16 protein-coding genes are annotated in these 19,155 nt (G+C 41.7%); 5 read left to right on the forward strand and 11 right to left on the reverse strand.

Annotated elements, in window-relative coordinates:
• Positions 1-133: 133 nt before the first annotated feature.
• Complete coding sequence (locus tag V7K76_RS18310; protein WP_334778312.1) at positions 134-1,558, reverse strand: LCP family protein; 1,425 nt, start codon at positions 1,556-1,558, stop codon at positions 134-136.
• Between the two features lie 286 nt (positions 1,559-1,844).
• Positions 1,845-2,186 carry a hypothetical protein gene (locus V7K76_RS18315; RefSeq protein ID WP_334778313.1) on the reverse strand — a complete coding sequence of 114 codons (342 nt, stop codon included), beginning with the start codon at positions 2,184-2,186 and terminating at the stop codon, positions 1,845-1,847.
• 259 nt (positions 2,187-2,445) lie between these two features.
• Between V7K76_RS18315 and V7K76_RS18320 the strand changes: the two genes are divergently transcribed.
• A complete protein-coding gene (locus tag V7K76_RS18320; protein WP_334778314.1) occupies positions 2,446-3,612 on the forward strand; it encodes an AI-2E family transporter in 1,167 nt (388 codons plus the stop codon).
• Positions 3,613-3,777: 165 nt separating this feature from the next.
• Here the strand turns inward: V7K76_RS18320 and V7K76_RS18325 are convergent, their stop codons facing one another.
• From V7K76_RS18325 to V7K76_RS18335, 3 genes are all read right to left on the reverse strand, one after another.
• The gene (locus V7K76_RS18325; protein ID WP_334778315.1) at positions 3,778-5,109 is read right to left on the reverse strand and encodes a serpin family protein; all 1,332 of its coding nucleotides are present in this window, start codon (positions 5,107-5,109) and stop codon (positions 3,778-3,780) included.
• 256 nt (positions 5,110-5,365) lie between these two features.
• A complete protein-coding gene (locus V7K76_RS18330; protein ID WP_334778316.1) occupies positions 5,366-5,488 on the reverse strand; it encodes a hypothetical protein in 123 nt (40 codons plus the stop codon).
• 221 nt (positions 5,489-5,709) lie between these two features.
• Complete coding sequence (locus tag V7K76_RS18335; protein WP_334778317.1) at positions 5,710-7,305, reverse strand: S8 family serine peptidase; 1,596 nt, start codon at positions 7,303-7,305, stop codon at positions 5,710-5,712.
• A gap of 143 nt (positions 7,306-7,448) precedes the next feature.
• On the opposite strand from V7K76_RS18335, the gene rpe reads away from it, so the two are divergent.
• On the forward strand, positions 7,449-8,156 hold the full coding sequence (gene rpe / locus V7K76_RS18340; RefSeq protein WP_334778318.1) for a ribulose-phosphate 3-epimerase: 708 nt from the start codon (positions 7,449-7,451) through the stop codon (positions 8,154-8,156).
• Between the two features lie 784 nt (positions 8,157-8,940).
• Here the strand turns inward: rpe and V7K76_RS18345 are convergent.
• The 4 genes from V7K76_RS18345 to V7K76_RS18360 all read right to left on the reverse strand — a co-directional run bounded on the left by V7K76_RS18345 (position 8,941) and on the right by V7K76_RS18360 (position 14,294).
• Positions 8,941-9,411, reverse strand: a complete 471-nt coding sequence (locus V7K76_RS18345) for a HetP family heterocyst commitment protein (RefSeq protein ID WP_334778327.1) — start codon at positions 9,409-9,411, stop codon at positions 8,941-8,943.
• Positions 9,412-9,513: 102 nt separating this feature from the next.
• Positions 9,514-9,786: a hypothetical protein gene (locus V7K76_RS18350; RefSeq protein WP_335029918.1), complete on the reverse strand. Its 273-nt coding sequence runs from the start codon at positions 9,784-9,786 to the stop codon at positions 9,514-9,516.
• A gap of 1,331 nt (positions 9,787-11,117) precedes the next feature.
• Positions 11,118-11,408 (reverse strand): cysteine peptidase family C39 domain-containing protein, encoded by a 291-nt coding sequence (locus tag V7K76_RS18355; RefSeq protein WP_334778320.1) that lies wholly within the window; start codon positions 11,406-11,408, stop codon positions 11,118-11,120.
• Between the two features lie 441 nt (positions 11,409-11,849).
• The gene (locus V7K76_RS18360) at positions 11,850-14,294 is read right to left on the reverse strand and encodes a GH116 family glycosyl hydrolase (RefSeq protein WP_334953418.1); all 2,445 of its coding nucleotides are present in this window, start codon (positions 14,292-14,294) and stop codon (positions 11,850-11,852) included.
• 293 nt (positions 14,295-14,587) lie between these two features.
• Between V7K76_RS18360 and V7K76_RS18365 the strand changes: the two genes are divergently transcribed.
• Positions 14,588-15,166 carry a transposase gene (locus V7K76_RS18365; RefSeq protein WP_334953416.1) on the forward strand — a complete coding sequence of 193 codons (579 nt, stop codon included), beginning with the start codon at positions 14,588-14,590 and terminating at the stop codon, positions 15,164-15,166.
• A 121-nt stretch (positions 15,167-15,287) separates the two neighbouring features.
• Positions 15,288-15,761: a hypothetical protein gene (locus tag V7K76_RS18370; protein ID WP_334953414.1), complete on the forward strand. Its 474-nt coding sequence runs from the start codon at positions 15,288-15,290 to the stop codon at positions 15,759-15,761.
• A gap of 113 nt (positions 15,762-15,874) precedes the next feature.
• Here V7K76_RS18370 and V7K76_RS18375 read toward each other — a convergent pair whose 3' ends face one another.
• Together V7K76_RS18375 and V7K76_RS18380 are read right to left on the reverse strand one after the other, a co-directional pair.
• A complete protein-coding gene (locus tag V7K76_RS18375; protein WP_335029919.1) occupies positions 15,875-16,156 on the reverse strand; it encodes a hypothetical protein in 282 nt (93 codons plus the stop codon).
• Positions 16,157-16,176: 20 nt separating this feature from the next.
• Positions 16,177-16,512: a CU044_2847 family protein gene (locus V7K76_RS18380; protein ID WP_334778324.1), complete on the reverse strand. Its 336-nt coding sequence runs from the start codon at positions 16,510-16,512 to the stop codon at positions 16,177-16,179.
• 199 nt (positions 16,513-16,711) lie between these two features.
• Between V7K76_RS18380 and V7K76_RS18385 the strand changes: the two genes are divergently transcribed.
• The coding region (locus tag V7K76_RS18385; protein ID WP_335029920.1) for an nSTAND1 domain-containing NTPase at positions 16,712-19,155 on the forward strand (2,444 nt) is incomplete at its 3' end.

Raw genomic sequence — 19,155 nt, forward strand, 5'->3', positions numbered from 1 at the left:
AATCTGGGTTTCCTTGTTTTGTATCTGTCACTTTTTTTCAAATTGGTATTAGCCAGGTAATAAATTCTGTATCTGTTGCATTTGTGCCAGTTTAAACTCAAGTTTTCAACATAAATTCATAATTAATTACGAATTATTTCGTCCCCGAATTCTCCAAAATAGATTTTTGTTGCAACCAATCCTGACCCACTTGGATACTGATATCTGAGCCAAGATTGCCAGTACTTTCCACGCGCACTTCGCCAAATCCCAAAGTGTTGCGAATTGATTCGGCACTATCACCATCTCCTTGTTGGGCGACAACGTGAGTTACCTCTAGAGGTTCCCCCCATGCCTTGGCAATATAAATGTTGCGATATCCAGATTTTTCCAAGGCTGTAATTAATGGCCGGAGGTTGGAGCGATCGCCACCTGTACTATCTTGAATTGCTATACGCAAAGAACGGGGGTTAACCGTAGTTCCTAGCTGTTGTTGTTCTGACTCTAAACCAAAATGTTGAGCCATTAATTTCGCAATACCATCTTTGTTAGGCAACCAATAGCTAGCATCAAATTCGCCTTTCTCGCTAAAGCGACCAGGCAGCATTAACATTTGCATATTAGAGCGATTTGTCCGCACCCCAAAACCCATCAGCGCCACTAACTCTTCAACCGTCAAGTTAGTATCAATGTGTTCTTTCACTACATCCAGAACTTTAGGTAATTGAGTAACAGTAGCCGGGTTGAGTGTTTGATCCATCAAAGCCCGGATGACCATTTGCTGGCGCTGAATCCGACCAATATCACCGAGTTCGTCATGGCGAAAACGCAGCAATTGTAATGCTTGATCGCCGTTGAGGTGCTGCTTACCCGCCTTCAAATTGATGTACAAGTGCTGAGAATCATCTTGGTACTTCATATTTTTGGGGACGTAAACTGTTACGCCACCCAAAGCATCAATCAGCTTGGCAACTCCCAAAACGTTAATTCTGATATAGCGATCAATTCCCGTCCCACCCAAGAGATTACTGACGGTTCTGGCAGTCAAAGCTGGCCCACCGTCAACATTAGCAGCATTAATTTTTTTCACTCCATACCCCTCTATTTGTGTGCGGGTATCTCTGGGAATGGAGAGCATAATTATTTTTTTCGTCTCTGGATCAAATTTGAGCAAGAGCATGACATCAGAAAGACCATCAAATGAGTTTACTTGGGGCAGATATTTGAGGTTTTTGGTTTCTGGGGGAGGGTTTTGGATATCAGGGGGAAGTACACTCATCCCCATCACCAAGAGATTTACTGGGCGAGTTAATTCTGAAAATCGCAGTACCCCTCCAGAAATGCGATCGCCATCAAAAGCCGACTCATCCTTTGGACTTAGCTGGGCTTGTTGCAAAGGCGTGCTGGTCAGAGATACCGCCAAAAGCGCCCCCGCAGTTGCAGACACCATTGCAATCCCACTCATCCCTACCCAAAACCATAACCAACGTCCTGATGTCGAGTTCTGAGAAATCTTTTTATTGGACTTTGAGGCTTTTCCCGACTGGTTTTCTTCCGCCGAACTTCTTTGAATGGTCACAGACTTCCTCACACTTACTCACTAATCAAATTTGGTAAATTTGCAGACTAAAAACATCCAAACAAATCAACCCATAATAGCTAACTCTTAATTATCAGTGCTAACTTTTTTAATGTAGTGTCAACCACAACACTTATAGCAGCATTTATTGTTCTTTTGGGCCAATCTAAAGATGTTTTACTGAAGTATGGCAATAATAAACTGGATTTGACTAGATATATGGATAAATCAACTATAAATTTTTCGGAAATAAGTAAAAACACTGACAATTTGTCACCCGAAAAAATTAAGATAAATACTTGCCAAGCACTCGTTCTGCTAAATTACTAAACCCTGGCAAACGGCCAGATTTGCCCTGCATTAGGCGCAAAATCAACCAGACACTTACTAAAAAGTAACCCGACGTGAGAAAGCTATTCAGGATAAATAGACGTAGCGGAAAATAATCTGAAGTTGCTGCTCCGGTAGTTAATAATAAATAACCCAACAGCCAAGTAAGTGCCAAAGTAATAGATAGACGACTAATAGCAAGTTGTTCCCGACTACCCTGGCCCCGATAGAGAGTCCACAAAGACGGAAAAAAGCCGATAATCGGAATTAAATATAAAAGCAACTGTGTTTTGGGCATTGGGCATTGGGCATTGGGCATTGGGTACTGGGCATTATCATTCTCCTCCTCCTGCTCCCCTGCTCCCCTGCTCCCCTGCTCCCCTGCTCCCCTGCTCCCCTGCTCCCCTGCTCCCCCCTCTCCACTCTCTTTCGATTTAAAATTCTGCATTGGGGTTTGTCTAACTCCTAAACTAGAAGGATGAATAAGACTCATATAGTTAGAGATAATAAGCTGTAAAGAAAAATTTCATTTAGTTCTATTCCGCAATCAGCTCAAAATGCAGACACGTAAGCTACTCGACTGGTGGCAAACATTTACTCCAATAGCGCGAATCGGGGCGATCGCGCTATTCGCTCCGCTACTAGTTATCAATGGTTGGGCAATTTCGGTATTTTTTAGTTATTTTCATTCTCTCATAGTGATTTTAGTCGGAGCCTCAGTACTAGCTTTTCTGCTCAACTACCCCGTGAGCTGGATGGAGCATCATGGTGCAAGACGAGAGCAAGTTGCTATTTTAGTATTTCTCTTGGCTTTATCGATTTTATTGGCGTTAGGTGTGACACTTATCCCCCTGGCACTTACCCAAGCTCAACAGCTAGTGGCTCGTTTGCCGGAGTTGATCGACTCTGGACGCTCTCAGTTAATGATCTTAAACGAAAAAGCTGAGACTTTTGGCTTACCGATTAACCTCGATGCTCTGGTAGTACAAATCAACGATCGCGTTAAAGGACAATTGCAAGCGATCGCTGGACAAGTTCTAAATCTAGCTGTACTCACAGTCACTAGCCTACTAGATATTCTTTTGACGATGGTTTTGACCTTCTATCTTTTACAGCATGGGGGTGAACTCTGGGAAAGTTTAGTCGAATGGCTACCGAATAAATTCCGCGATCCTTTCTCTAAAACAGTCCGCCTCAGCTTCCAAAATTTCTTCATCACCCAGTTGATTTTATCTACCTGTATGGCATCAGCCCTCATTCCTACCTTTTTATGGCTGAAAGTGCCCTTTGGGCTGCTATTCGGACTAACTATTGGTCTAATGGCTCTCGTCCCCTTTGGCGGTTCTGTAGGCATCGCTCTGACTACACTATTGGTAGCTTTGCAAGATTTCTCAATGGGTGTGAGAGTTTTGATCGCAGCGGTAATTGTACAGCAAATTCTCGAAAACTTGATTGCTCCCCGAATTTTAGGCAGCTTTACTGGCTTAAATCCAGTTTGGATTTTAATTTCGGTCTTAACAGGGGCAAGAATTGGCGGACTATTGGGTGTCATTGTGGCAGTACCTACTGCTGTTGTGATTAAGACTGCTTTAAGTGCCTTGCGTCTTGGTAGCGAGACAAACGACAGCGCCACTGGGGAGATAACTGTACCCGTCACAGCAAACGAGTCCCCGAAAACTGACCCTAAAAACACTTTGAGCATCTCTGAAGCGACATCACCTTAAGGCAATACGGTTCGGTTAAGGTTTTTTGATGAAAATTCTAGATCACAAAGACGCGATAAATCGCCGTCTCTACAATAATCAGTTCTTTGTAGAGACGGCGATTTATCGCGTCTCTTGCCTTACCCGAACAGTATTGCACCTTAAGGAGGCAGAAGGCCTCCTGTCTTATTGCGGATCAATAATGGAACCCATAAACAAAAGGCTTCCTGTCTGATTATCCCTAATGGCACTGAAGAAAGGACGGTCAACAATCATGCGGAATGGTTCTGGTTCTTGTCTCAAAGATGTTGCTACCATTCCCACTGAAGTCGCCGCAGCCGCTTCGGTGCCTTCTTCGTTTACCTCGATAAAAGTTTTATGTTTAACTTGGCTAATGGCAAAATTCTTACCCATGCCAGAAAAATTAGCTTTGTTGCTGAAAGCCTCTTCCATGCCTAAACTTTTTAAAGCATCATTGAGTGTAACTTCATAGTCTGTTTTGAAACGGGGTAGGCGAATAAACCCTTTTTGTTTGTTGAACTGAGTCATCCATTTTTCCCAGTTTTCAACATTTAAGTTTTCATAAAATACTTTGAGGTTAGAGTTCTGTTTGGGTAGAAATATATAAAAGCTGAATTTACCATCTTTGCCATAAGGTAAACTAACTGCCTGAAATTGTTCACTTTCATAATATTTATAATCACCCTTCTGCGACATCATTGGGTGTTGTTTTCGCCTGCCAGATGTGATGTAAAAAGGGTATTGGGCAGTTTCTTTTTTATCAAACTCGTTACTCCAATTTCCTTTAAAATATATAGCATTAATCAGGAACAACACTTGATTTGGTTCAATTGTTTCAACTATTTTATTAATTTTACCGTTAGTATTTTCTTTTACCCAGTTATTGATAATATTAGATGCGGCGGCATCTTTAAAGTTTAAATTGCTGACCTTGGCTTGATAGAAATCCTGGGTTCTTTTAAGGAAGTCTGGCGCAAAGCTAACATCTTGATTTGCCCAAAGTGAGTTAGCGATCTTCAGTTGCACTTTCGCATCAGGATTATCTAAAAGCTGCTTTAATACCGCCGCATAAGAAGAGTTGATTTCTGGTAGATTCATCCCCTGTAATTCTAGGGTTTTTGCCATTGCTTGTTGAGTCGAGCCGCTAGCGCCGTTGTAGGTCATAGCAAGAGCGATCGCCACACTCGAAGGTGAGATAAAAATATTATTCCCACCCCGATCGTTTTTCAGCACTTCTGAAAACAGTTTGAAGCCAAACTTATTGCTAGACTCAACTATTTTTGTATCAGTATTGACTGTTTTTTTTTGCAATGGATTTTCTGGTTGAGGTAAACTAGATTGGGCTAGGGCACTTTTGTTACTATCGACTTGAGAACACCCTAATACACTGAATAGAACAACACTTGCAGCAGCCAAAGCATAACGTCTGCCGAGACTAACACCGTAGCGTCTTTGTATGAAATTTTCTTTCGCATCACTAAATTTCTGCCGATTCATTCTGCTACCTCACTTGCCAAAGATTCCCGATCTGTGCTCATGGTTGACGCAGAAACTGTGTCAATGATTAACTATTGCATTTGCTCCAATAGAAAAATGGACTGTTACAGAAACTGTAACAGCAAGTTATTTGCTTAGAGAAATTAAACCCAACTTGTGAGAGTGAATAATTCCTAATTGAGGCGGCTATGCAGACAAGTTATAAAAAATTTTGATTTCTAGGAATTTTTCTATTTACCTATAAACGTATTGTAAGCTACGTAATCAAAAAATAACCAACTAAACCTCGTCTACCTTGAGAACGGTAGTTTTGTAGGTTGGGTGCAGCGATAGCGTAACCCAACATAAAATTTGGTGGTAATGTTGGGTTGCGTTTCACTCCACCCAACCTACATAAATATATCTTTTAAAGAACTCTAGGTTTCAACATAGATGAGGTTTATGCTGGATTTTTATAGATAAAATAACGTTGCTCAGTTGCATGAAATACAGAAATTTCATTGGGACGCACGGCTGTACGCCCCAATAAGGGATTATGGTTCAAATAAATAAAAAACGCTGTAAGTTCATACAGATAATAGTTATGCTACCTGATTTAAATTAATTGATCGGCACACTCCACCAAGCTAAACTATAGGGTTGAGTCGCTTCATTGAGCTTTTGACGAAACTGGACGCGGATTTTGTAATTACCAGCAGCAGCAACTGGGCAGAAAATATGTTCTACACTATCAACTTGGCTGATTGAAGAGCAAACAGCAGCGCCATCTGAATTTTGAGCATCAGCTTTGACTAAGTATAGGTCGAGATTATTCAAACCGCGATCGCTAAAATTTTCGCCTACATCATATTGCTGGTTTTTATTTTTATCGTTGAGTTCCACCAATCGATCCCAACTCAGGGTGACAGCAACAAAACTTCCCTGTTTTAAAGGTTTTGCTAATATATAGTCAACAGATGCTCCAACATCAACTGTGCGATAATCCCAACCAATAGCTGGCACCGTAGCTGATGGCTGCCATTGACCAGCACTAAATTGCTGGTAAGCGCGAAATGCGTTCAAATGCCCTGCTCCCATTTGGGCATCCAAGGGAATCTTGGGATCTTTATAAGCATCAGAATCTAGCCAGTTTTGATTTTGTTTATCAATTAGTGTCCTAGTCATTCCCAAACGCAAGCCATCACCACTATCTTGGATTTTGTCTGCGGAATTCAGCAATACAGCTTTCATGACTTGATGATGTCGAGCATCAATGCTCCAGTGGGGTTGTTTTGTCCGAATCTGTCGGTCAGCAAGTTCTTGTAACAGAGCAACTGTAGCCGTAACTTGAGGCGCTGCAAAACTCGTACCCGTAACCTTGTTAAATTTACCATCTGGATTGAGCAAAGGAATGTTATTTCCAGGAGCAACTAAACTAATAGCACTACGCCCACCAAGATTAAATTCCCTTCCCGCTAGCTTGCCACTCACTCCTTGGTTAGCACTCGCCAGATTAGCCACGTCTACTTTGTTAAAAACCCCCCCTCGGCGGGATGAAAAAGCGACGTTCACTCCGTTAAAATTATCTGTAGGAATAGGAATACCACCTTTACCCTGGTTGCCTGCGATCGCATACAGAACATCATGAACGCGACTAGACCAGTCTACGCATAAAGTTAGTAAAGCATTACCGTCTAAAGTAGCCTCCGGTCGAGGATCGCGGCTCAAAGGTTCACCAAAGCTAAAGTTAATAGCACGGACATCGCCACCATTTTGTAGCGCTATGTGCTGTGCCGATAAGCACTCTTCTGGCTGACCCATGCTTTTAGTCGAACCCACCGCCGACGAATACAGTCGCGCTCCCGGAGCAACTCCTGGCAAAGCTTTATTTTGACTCACCATCACACCAGCCACATTGTAGGCGTGGGGGTCAACACCGCTATTAGACTTAGCTGGCCCATTGCGTAAGAATACTGCTGCTAAAGAGATAGCACGGTTTTTAGACACCGCCTTATCCCAGCCAAACATTCCCGGTCGCCCAATTTCCACTTGACCAATAGCAATCTTACGACCGGTTAAATTATAAGGAGCTTGGTGTAGCTTCAGAGCATCAATACCGTTAGTTCCTAGTGCAGATTCTAAAGCTGAAGCAATTACCGGCGCACTCAGACAAGAAGCACTTAATCCCCAAATTATCCAGGTTAGTTTTTTAGTCATTAGTTAATTAATTAGTCATTCAATTTTAGATTTTGAATTTTGGATTTGGGATTGAAGGAAAAATCTAAAATCCAAAATTATGAGTCTTGCTCAATGTTTTGTTACAATGCTTACAGACGAGGACGCTTAAAAACCCACTAGCCATGACCCAAAACCTATCTCAAAAGCCCATTGTAATTTCTCCATCTATACTATCAGCCGATTTTAGTCGTCTGGGTGACGAAATTCGCGCCGTAGACGCAGCTGGAGCGGATTGGATTCATGTTGATGTCATGGACGGTCGTTTTGTACCTAATATTACCATCGGCCCTCTGATTGTGGAGGCGATTCGTCCGGTTACTACTAAGCCTCTGGATGTCCACTTGATGATTGTGGAGCCAGAAAAGTATGTAGAGGGATTTGCTAAGGCGGGTGCTGATATTATCTCTGTACACTGCGAACATAATGCTTCTCCACACCTACACCGCACCTTGGGGCAAATTAAAGAGCTTGGTAAGAAAGCTGGAGTTGTACTTAATCCTGGTACTCCTCTAGAGCTAATTGAATACGTTCTAGATTTGTGCGATTTAGTACTAATTATGAGCGTCAACCCTGGTTTTGGTGGACAAAGCTTTATCCCTGGTGTGTTACCCAAAATCCGCAAGTTGCGTCAAATGTGTGATGAACGTGGTCTTGACCCTTGGATTGAAGTAGATGGGGGACTCAAGGCAAATAATACCTGGCAAGTTTTGGAAGCGGGAGCTAATGCGATCGTCGCCGGTTCAGCTGTATTTAACACTAAGGATTATGCTGAAGCTATTACAGCAATTCGCAACAGCAAGCGTCCTACCCCAGAATTAGCCAAGGTTTAATTCATTTTTGGATTAAACTATTCTCCACAAACAATAAGGTGGGCAAATTGCCCACCTTATTTTATTTACATAAAAAAACTGGAAGCTATTCAAGTTTTGAACTTCCAGTAAGTACTATATAAATTGAAAATTTAGAAACTACAGATAATCCAGGTTGGGAGGACTAGGATTACAATAGTCGAAAGAGAAGCGTATGAGATACTAGTTCTACCAGCCACCACAACAAATTCACCGTAACTTTTCTATTTCCGTTCCTGGTATTGATGTTAAGCGTTTGCTTTATTAACTAAAGCAACACCAACCACAGGATAGTAAGTTTTATAAGCATTACCTGCACCGTCTGCAGTCGGTGAAAGCTGTATAAAATTTGGATTGGGGGAATCCACCTCCCCAAATTCTCTTTGCTCAGATAGACTTTCTCAGAAACAGAACCACCAGTAGTAACGGTTGAATTATTAGTCTTGGTGTAGGAGTTATTTACTCCAGGAAATACTGACTACTTTTGTAATCATATTGATTTATTTCATAGTCAGAACTAATCATTGATTTTATTTTTTAAAATTAACTTGCTTGCCAATCACCTCTATTTTGGTTTAAGTTGTAGTTATTATTAGTTTACCAATACTGTCAGTATATATTTGCCATTTTGGCATATTTTTACAAAAAATTATCAAATTAATCACTGTTATAGAAAACCTGCCATGCTATAAATTTCAAATTAGCATCGCAGGCTTTCAGACGCTCAAGCAACTCTAGAACAGAATCTATTGATTCCAATGAATTTTTAATTGAATCCACAAGATTTCAAGGAAATATCTTGAGATTTTTCTGGTTTTAATGGTGATTTACTTGATTGATGTTCGTTAATTTTCTGTGTCAATCTCTGATCTAAACTACCACCACGGATTTCTGTCTTTTGTTTTCCAACGACTTCCAGATAAGCTATGTCTTTAATTTTGCCTAAGCAGCTTGATGACATATTATTATCAGACCTGGAATCATTAGCATTTTTCAGCATTTTGAGATTTTCACTCTGCTGTTGTTTTGTCCGGTTGGCTTGAGAGTTTTCTTTGAGTAATCGATTGTAGGTGCGATATGGAATGTAATGGAGAGGATTATAACCACCAAATCGCAGCATTAAAACACATGCCCAGGAATACTTTCCAGCCAGAATTGCTTCAACTACTTTGTCAAATTGTTGAGCTTTCACTGTCTTATCTAAGTTGTTACTAATACCAGCAATGTCTTGGTTCATCATAGTGTTTAGTTATCTTGGATGAAGTAAACTAGTTTAATTTCTGCGATTGTTGATGTTGCAATTGAGGTGTGCAGACTGCATTAGCCTTTTTGCAGCTGCTTAAATCGCTTCTGGGAAATTATCAGCAATAGAGCGGTGTTGAATGTTGACGAAGGATAAAAATCTATCAACAGCCGCGTACAGAACTTTCCCAAATTCTGATTGGCTCCCGCAGCTTTGAGCAGTAAAGAAATTGGCTGAAATTCTCTGCTGTTTGAGCTTTACTTTGGCTCTGTTGAGCAGAGTTTTAGTGATTTTGGCTGATAACTCCCCTAATAAACTAGTTTTGGCAAGAGCTAGCTCGTAGTAGGGATACAAATTATATAGATTCATTTCTGAACTGTCCCCTTGGCTTGAGGTTTCGACTGCATTTGACCTGATGATTCTTTCCATGAACTGACCCTTGATTAAAAACAATCAAGTTGTTAATCAAGTTTGTTAGCTGCTCAGTCCTAATTATCCAGATTCCCTCCGATAGATGGAGGAAACTTTGCTTATAGCTTGTTAGTAAGTGAAAGGTAAAAATTTATCTTTTGTCTTGTCAGATGACTTATAAGACAAAAATTTCAGCATGGCTCTTGGTTGATGTAGTCTTGTCTTATTAAACCTTCTCAACTCCTAATTCAATAAATTTTCTCTGTCCACGCGCTTGTATTTCTTACTACTGTTGAATTAGGCATTTTCCGGGAAATTTGCATATTTTTTTAGGCTAGTGGAGAAAATTTATTTATCTTTGGGCTGTAACAATGACATTCGTGCTTATACTATTTTTTGTCGTTAATGTCATCTACTAAACTAGCAGATTTATAGGTTAAATTTACTGAATGTATTCCTATACTTACTTGTGTATTGTGCAACTTTTAGTTTCGTCCCTCCCTACTAATTTTTGAGGGGTCTTACCCCTCACCCGACATCAATTTAAAACCTTTATTATTGTCGAGTCACTAGAAGATATTACCATTAACTATGATGTAAAACAACTTAGAAAAATATTAGTAAATAGAAGATAAAAACGTTCCAAGCATAGGATTTAACATATTTTTTAATAGGTTAAGTTAGATACTTGTACTTATTAGCTTTGTAGTTTTTGATTTCCAAAAACTACAGCTTCAGCTTCTCTCAATGAAATCGCTGTAAACTAATCATGAATCTTTCATGATTATCAGCTAGTAATCATATATAGCCCAGTTGTGAAATAAAATTACTGGTTAGGGGTAATATATATATAGTTTGGATAAGCATCAACTGAGTAAAGCAAAACATCTGTAAATGAATGCTTTTACTAAAAAATATGTAGCAGCCTAAGTCATGACAAAATTAGATAATCTAATAATAGAGATAAAGCTAGTTAATACGGAATACCATTGAGTAAGTTCAGCAGAAATTTATATGTGTATTAATATCTAACAGATTTATATAGGACTCATATTTGATTTCTGAAATATACGTAGGGTGCGTTACGCCAAAGGCTAACGCACCAGTTAACGATTTAGGTGCGTTAGGCTACGCCATAACACACCCTACAGATACTTAGATTTTTTCAGGAATGAAATCGGATTCCTATATGCAAATTAGATGTTTTTTAGCTTAGACGTGTACTGAGTTTTCTCACGCAATCAAATACGATTTCTATATAAGACTGTGTTATTAAGGCAAGGGGCATTTTAGGTAAAAGAACCAGCTAGATTCAAACTCTCGATGCGAAAGCAGATAGCTGAATCAGAAATCAATGTGCGATCGCCTCTAACTTTCCAGACAACTACATAATGGATTTCTTGCCAATTAGCTATCCACGGGTTATAATATGAATCCAGCTTAGTAAAACTCTGCCTAACTAATAGCGCTTCATATACCAAAGTTTGGGCTACTTTTGCTAAACCCTGGAGAAATACACCTGTATCTAAGTTACGCAAATTGTAGAGGTTTAAGCGTATGCCCCAGTATTGGTTAATCATTGCCAAACACGCAGCATCACTGTTTGAATGAATTTTGCTGTTGAATGCAGGAGTAGGTACTTCATAAACCTAGCTTTTGATTGTGAACGTAGTTGGGGAAATATTAGCAATATTTATAGCTATAGCTAGTAATATTTGCATTCTTTGAAACAGTAATCTTTAATTTTCAATCCTTCAACTCTTACCATTACTGAAATTTTCTTTCACTTCCGGAAACACTCAGAAAATAAAATCATAAATAGACATCGACCGAATTTAAATCAATACGCTTGGGTTAAGGGCTACTGGCAACAATTTTGGGGTTTCGAGACGCGATAAATCGCCGTCTCTACAAGTGTTTTGTTGCTCATTCTGAACTGTATTGGAATTGAAATATGCGTTATCCAAAACCCTTGTAGAGACGTAGCAGTGCTACGTCTCTACATTCTTTTTTAGAGATGTCTAATTAATAACTAAGTAAATTCCCCAAATCGCCATTGGCCGTAAGTAAGTGCTAGCGCGGAAAGTACCTGCTGCGGTGATCGCTTCAGGTGTGCGAAATTGCAGACCATTGTCATAAATTTGCCGCACCACAGCTTGTGTCAACTTCAACGCTTCATCCTTCATTCCTGTTTGCACGAGAAAAGCCGCTAGCCCAAAGTTTATCCCTGTCCAAACTTCTAAAGGATGAGTAGCTTGGGGATTTTCTGGTGAACCGTCAGGACGAACACCATTAGCAGCACCAAATTCACCATTGCAGAACTTCAAAAAGCAAGCATCATAAACAGTTTTCAGGGCAGAAAGGGCGCGATCGCTCGGTACAATATCAGGTAAGTCCAGCAGACGAGCATAAAACTGTCCGCACAATTGATCTGCCATTACCACATCAGAACCACTTTCACTATCGAGTTGGTAATATTTTCCATTCCAGAGTTTTTCGTCGTAGATAGGGCGAGATTGTTTTAACCAAGTTTCATAGATGGATTTTTGAACCGCCAAGGCGCCAAAGTCGCCAAGTTTGTGAGTTAATAAAATATCGCTGATTGCGATCGCAGCCTCCAGCGCCGCCAACCACAACCCACCACAATAGGCGCTGACACCCTGTAATCTCCAATCATCAAAGGTTTGGTCAGGCGCACCAGAATTTTCGGGAATCCCATCGCCATCAATGTCAAAAGTTTTTAGGTAGTCGAGGGTTTGAACAATCGCAGGCCAGCAATCTGCTAAGAATTCTACATCATCAGCACCAGTGAGCAGAAAATCACGGTATACTTGCAAGACAAAATCACTACCCAAATCTTTCCACAAGTTGCAGTCTTGATAGCTGGTATAGTTGGTTTTCTGCCAAACGTGTTCATTGGGTGCGCCTAAATCGTGGGGTGTTGCACCTGCAACTTTGCGAACTGCGATCGGGCTTTCGGCTTTAATTGTCATATAATAGCCAATGATTCGCGGAGTATCATCACCTTGAGGAATCGCCCGTGCAAATGCCCTAATCACCGACTTTTCTAATTCTGGAAACAGCATCAATAAGGCAAAAGAGCCATACAACCGCACATCTAGACTTTCATACCAACGGTAATCTAAGCACTCTAGCACCGCAAACTGACCAATGGGGTCAAGTTCCGATGCTGCACTCCAGAGAGTACCACCACTGGTGAGGTCATAAAGCTCATTAAATAGAGCCATTTTAAACCAGTTGGGTAAATCTTCGCGGTCGAGAATGGGTTTTTGCCAACTTTGAATTTGCGATCGCCAGTTTTGGTATTCTTGTAGGGCAGTAGATGCGATCGCCCAAGCATTATTTCCACTTTTATCAAAAAAGTCCGTATATCTGCGGTAATAGTTAACTCCAGCCGCAAATTCTGTGATGGGTAAATCCCAAGCGAGGACAAAGGGGATTTCGACAGTTTCGCCTGGTTGGAGAGTAAAACGGAGTGTGATCGCAGCTCCTAGCTGTGTATTATTTGCTGCTGGAGTGGTATCAAGATAATTGGGCAAAGAGCCGTCTTCAGCAAAACTTTGCCATACTTCCTCACCCGTTCCTTCAGGATTCCATCGACTGTGGTGAAATACTTCTACTTGGGGATGCTTCAGCGTCGCAATACTCCAGGTTCCATCACCTTCTTGTAATGGTTCATCACTACCAACCCGACCTAAAACACAGCCAAAGTGTTGTGTATTTTCAACTATTTGGTTATAGTTTCCTTGACTTTCGCCCCAGCGTGGTTGGTATTCATAAACCGGACTACCATCATCGCGCACCTGTACTTGAGGAGATTTGAGAGCGTTTGTAAACCAACCCACCATATTTTCCCAAGTGAGCATAATGCTGAGAGTAATTGGTGCATCTGTTGGGTTGTGGGCATTCCAGAGGAATATTGCCACAGGGTAGCTAGTTTCCTGATAATTACCTGCCCAAATTGGGGAAAACTGCTCACAAGTCAACTGTGCTTGAAATACATTTTCATACACAAACCAACTACGTGGATATAGCGCGTGATAATTGCCTGTATTAGATTCTTGCCCCTCTGCTCCTCTGCCCCTCTGCCCCTCTGCTTTCTTGTTGGCTGGATACCACTGCCAAGCTTTGAGAGTACCATCATCGGGTACTTGGGTAGATAAAGCGTAGGCTTGGGAAGATGTACCATTGCACTCAAACACACTGAATTGACAAGCGGGAACGTTTTTGAAGGTATGCTCACCGCCATCAATGTGCCACAGGTTAAAATCTCCCCGTGAAGAACGGCCGATGCAGCCTGCACCAAAGCCACCTAAAGGCATACCATGCCAAGGGCCATCATCGATATTACTTGCGTAGCGGACGGTATAAGGTTTTTCCCAGCCTAAACCGATGGGACGGCTCCAAGTGCAAGAGGGAATTTTCGGAGAAAGTTGATTTGTCATCGCCTGATTTTACAGCGTGCGGTTACGTCCATGAAGACTAACGCGATGTGCGATTTTTCTCAAGGGGCACAACGATGTAGGGGCATGGCAATGCCATGCCCCTGCGTTAGATAGAAATGATTTATCATCGCCTAATGTTACAGTGTGCAGTTACGTCAATGAAGACTAGCGCGATGTGCGATTTTTCTCAAGGGGCACAACGATGTAGGCACGGCATTGCCATGCCCGGACGTTAGATAGAAATCTTCAGGTTAATATAAACACAATTTACAAATAACCGTACTTAAAAATTAATGCCTTACGACCCGCGAATACATCACCGTCGTTCTATTCGCCTAAAAGGACATGACTATACCCTACCAGGAGCCTATTTTATTACGCTTTGTACGCAGGGGCGACAATGTTTATTTGGCAATGTGGTCAAGGGCAAAATGCAATTAAATTATTTAGGTCATATTGCCTTCAACTGCTGGGAGGCAATTCCCGATCATTTTCCGCATATTGAATTAGATACTTTTGTGATAATGCCTAATCATGTACATGGGATATTGGTAATTACTGACACGTCTGTAAGGGCATGGCAATGCCATGCCCCTACAAGAGAACAATTTGGCAAACCTGTGCGCGGTTCTATCCCAACCGTAATTGGCAGCTATAAAAGTGCTGTCAGCAAAAGCATTAATGTTATTTGGCACACCAAAGGGCAATCAATCTGGCAACGCAATTTTTACGAACATATCAGTAGAGATCAAAAATCTTTGGATGACATCCGACAATATATCCTAGACAATCCTCAGAGGTGGGCAGATGATCTAGAAAATCCACAGCATAATCCTGATGATTGCGAATTCCTATTCGATATACCTTTCTGATTCATTGTAGGGGCACGGCAATGCCGTGCCCCCACCTTGGTAATCTTTATTGGTGTCATGGAAATTTAAATTGTATATGTGGGCACTCTAAAGTTAAGAAACTTACTGGAGACTAATTTCTATGTCCACAGCCCCAATTAGTGCAACACTAGCACAATCAGAGAGAGATGCTGTGTTGCAAGCGATCGCTACAATTAAAGAAAAGCTACCATTTTTGATTGATTTAACTAACGAGGAACGCAAAGCTTTACCCAAGATGGGAGATAAAAGCCGCGCTTTTGTCAGCAAAGCATTGGAGGTGGCGACACAGAACCCAGAGTTTTTACCGCGATCGTTTGACCTGGATGAAATGCGGAAAGATGTACAATTGTTTGAGGCGTTGTATCCAGTATTGCTGTCACTGACACAATTCCAAGAATTGGTGGATGATACATTTTTGGCGGTGGGTAGTGAAGCCTATGCAGCCGCGTTGCAGGTGTATACCTATGCCAAAGCTAGTGGACAAGGCGCTGGTTTAGAGACAGTAGTTGAAGAAATGGGGCAAAGGTTCGCCCGTAAATCTCGGAAAGTCAAGCCTCAAGCAGCAACGTTGTAGAAAATAACTCGGCAATTGGACTTTTAATACCAATTCACGAAAATCCTGATACATATAGATTTCTTGTAGGGGCATGGCAATGCCATGCCCTTACCAAAGTATTTGTATCATTCTTAAACTGAAATGCTACAAGGTGCAATGTTAAGGTTCTGAACTCGGATGTTGGAGTAAATTGCTCGGCGTTCCGAGTTCTGAACTCGGATGTTGGAGTAAATTGCTCGGCATTCCGAGTTCTGAACTCGAAGTTTCAACCTCTGAACACGAAATTTCAAGATGAGAACACGAAACTTCGTGCTTTGAACAGCAACATCCGAGATCCAAAGGCGATCGCTTACCCTTTGAACTCGGAACTTCGTGCTTTGAACAGCAACGTCCGAGATCCAAACGTGAATCATGGTGAGTTGAGGGCGTAGAGTTATGGTTTTTTCTGCGCCAAGTTATACTTAACTTCAATTTCAAAGTTACTCTCAGCTGAACCCTCAGTTAAAAAGGGAATGCCGGTTTTACCACCCAGCTTGATGCCAAATTTAACTGTTATCTCCTCAGCGTCAGGTAAATTCTTGAATGCACCAACCGCTAACTTGGCATAATCACGAATTTTGTTTTGAAATTCTCTGATATTAACCGTAGGTAAACCATCACGGTATCCCGGTTCCTCTTCTTCTGGAACGTCTGCGGCTGTGTTTGATTCCACATAGATTTCGTACTCTTGATCATCTTCTTTGACAATCAGGCGTTGCACTTGTGACATTAGTAGCCTCAGTTAATGTTTGAGTTGTTACTCTTGTAATATTACGCGCCATGTACGACTTTCTCTGAAACCTAACCCCCAACCCCTTCCCTACAAGGGAAGGGGAGCAAAATCAAAGCCTCTCGACCTTTCGGGGAGAGGTTTGGAGAGGGGTTCCAAGAATAAGTCGCACATCAAAACAGATACCTGGTTAGACGCTATGCCTCGATATGCCCTGGTGATTGGCATTGCTAAGTATGACAATTTCACAAACCTACCAAAAGCTGTCAACGATGCAGAAAAAATAGCACAGCTACTGCGTGAACGTGGTCGGTTTGATGTTCAGCCGTTACCGGGTAAGCTAATCGAGAGTGAAAATCGCTGGCAAGTCACACCGGATAAAAAGTTAATTGGTAAAGAACTCGGTCAAACACTGAGAACATTTCTGCTAGAGAAGGCCAAAGGTAGTGAGGCATTAATTTATTTTGCCGGACATGGCTTTGAAGCACCCAGTCTGACAGGTGAAGCGAAAGGGTATTTGGCAACATCGGATTGTAATAAAGTAGATGGACAGAATGCGATCGCCTTTGATGACCTCAACACTTTAATTGCTAAATCTCAACTCAGCAGCTTAGTAGTATTGCTGGATTGCTGCTATGCGGGGTCTTTTCTAGAGAAGAGTTTTATCAAGTCTGGTTTCTCTGTTTTCAACAGCAAACAAGACTACAGCTTAATTACAGCCTCTCGTGCCTTTGAAAGAGCGCGTGAAGATGACGAAGGTGGAATTTTCACCAAAGCTATTCTCAAAGGACTTGCTCAGGATAAAGCTGATCAAGCTACCGGGGAAATAAATGTCAATGACTTGATCAGCTTCATTTCACGGGAACTCAAACAGAGTGGACAAGAACCAATTTACATGGGCGGTGGTAGGTCAATTCCTTTGGTTTGGTATCCACCCAAGAATTTAGTAGTTATTACACAAGTACTTGACGAATGTCCCTATCGGGGCTTAGAAGCTTTTGACAAGCAACACGCAAAATTCTTTTTTGGTCGTCAAAAAGTAGTTAACGATATTCAACAGAAACTCGACTTGGCTAAATTTGTCCCGATCATTGGCGCGTCGGGGAGTGGCAAATCTTCAGTAGTGCGGGCGGGTTTGATTCCACAATTAGATGATAGTGAGTGGCAAGTCTTAGAACCAATTAAACCCGGATTTGAACCTTTAATTAAGTTGCGTGGAGCTTTTCAACAATTTTTTACTGGGGCTAGAAAAGAGAAGCAACTGAAGGATTTAATTGACAATGAGCAGAATAATTTATCTGCAATTCTCGAAAATCTCCCTAGTTCAGTAAAACTTTTATTGGTAGTGGATCAGTTTGAGGAAGTATTTACTGGCGGTGCTAGTCAGCAAGAAAAGCAGAGATTTATTGACTTACTGACTCAGGTAGTAGAGATTACCGATTCGCGGTTAGCAGTTGTGATTACCATGCGAGCGGATTTTCTCGAACCCTGTTTGCAATATCCCTCCCTGACTCAGTTAATTCAAACCCAGGCAGTTTATATGCCACCTTTAACCGGAGTTGATTTAAAGGACACGATCGCCGAACCAGCCAAACTTCAAGGTCATAGTGTTGAAGAAGGGCTACTACTGAAGATTTTAGAAGATGTGAAACAAGAACCAGGGTTTTTGCCTCTGTTGGAGTTTGCTTTAACCAAACTCTGGGAAAAACGCGACCAAGAAAAACATCAACTCACCCTAGAAGAATATGAAAAGTTGGGAGAATTAACAGGGGCGTTGAATCTCCATGCAGAAAAAGTTTATCTTTACCAAGATTTTGAGGAGGAATTGCCAACCCAAAAACGCACTCAGCAGGAGAAAGAATGGATTGGGCGGATTTTTCTGCGCTTAGTGCGAACGGGAGAAGGGGAAAAAGACACCAGACAGCGCCAAGCAAAAGCGACAATATTAAATATTGCAGGTGATGACGCCAATCAACAGCAAGAACTTAGTGAGTTACTAGATGGGGAAGCGGGATTAGTTAAAGGACGCTTGTTGGTTACAGGGAAAGATGAGAAAGGAGAAGCCTGGATTGATTTAGCCCATGAAGCCTTAATAGAAGGTTGGCAGCAGTTTGCCCAGTGGCGACAACAAGACCGAGACTTGCGGCGGTTGAGCGATCAGTTAGAAGATACGCGGCGAGAATGGGTGAACAAAAGGCAGGATGACAAATATTTAATGCAAGGGGGACTGCTGGCGGAAGTCAGAGATAGCTGGCAACAATTGCAGCCCCATTTACAATCACCCCAAGAAGATGAGGATTTTTACCAGCGCAGCGATGCCGATGAAAAAGACCGCATTGCCAAACTGGAAAGGGCACTCACTGAATCACAATTGCGACAGAAAGCTACGAGGGTAGAGAATTTATTGACAGTCCAACCCCTAGAAAGTCTAGTTTTGGCAATTCAAGCTATGGGTGAGAATCAAGAGAAATTACCCCAGCAGATTCTCGCACCAGTTCAGAACAGTTTGAATCAAGTGACGAATAAAGCAAGAGTCTCCATTCCTTTCCGTGGTCATGAAGGTTGTGTCAGGTCTGTCGCCATCAGCGCCGATGGGCAGACCATTCTCAGTGGCGGTGATGACGGCACTGTGCGGTTGTGGAA

It is taken from the genome of Nostoc sp., from assembly GCF_036917975.1.
Lineage (GTDB): Bacteria > Cyanobacteriota > Cyanobacteriia > Cyanobacteriales > Nostocaceae > Nostoc.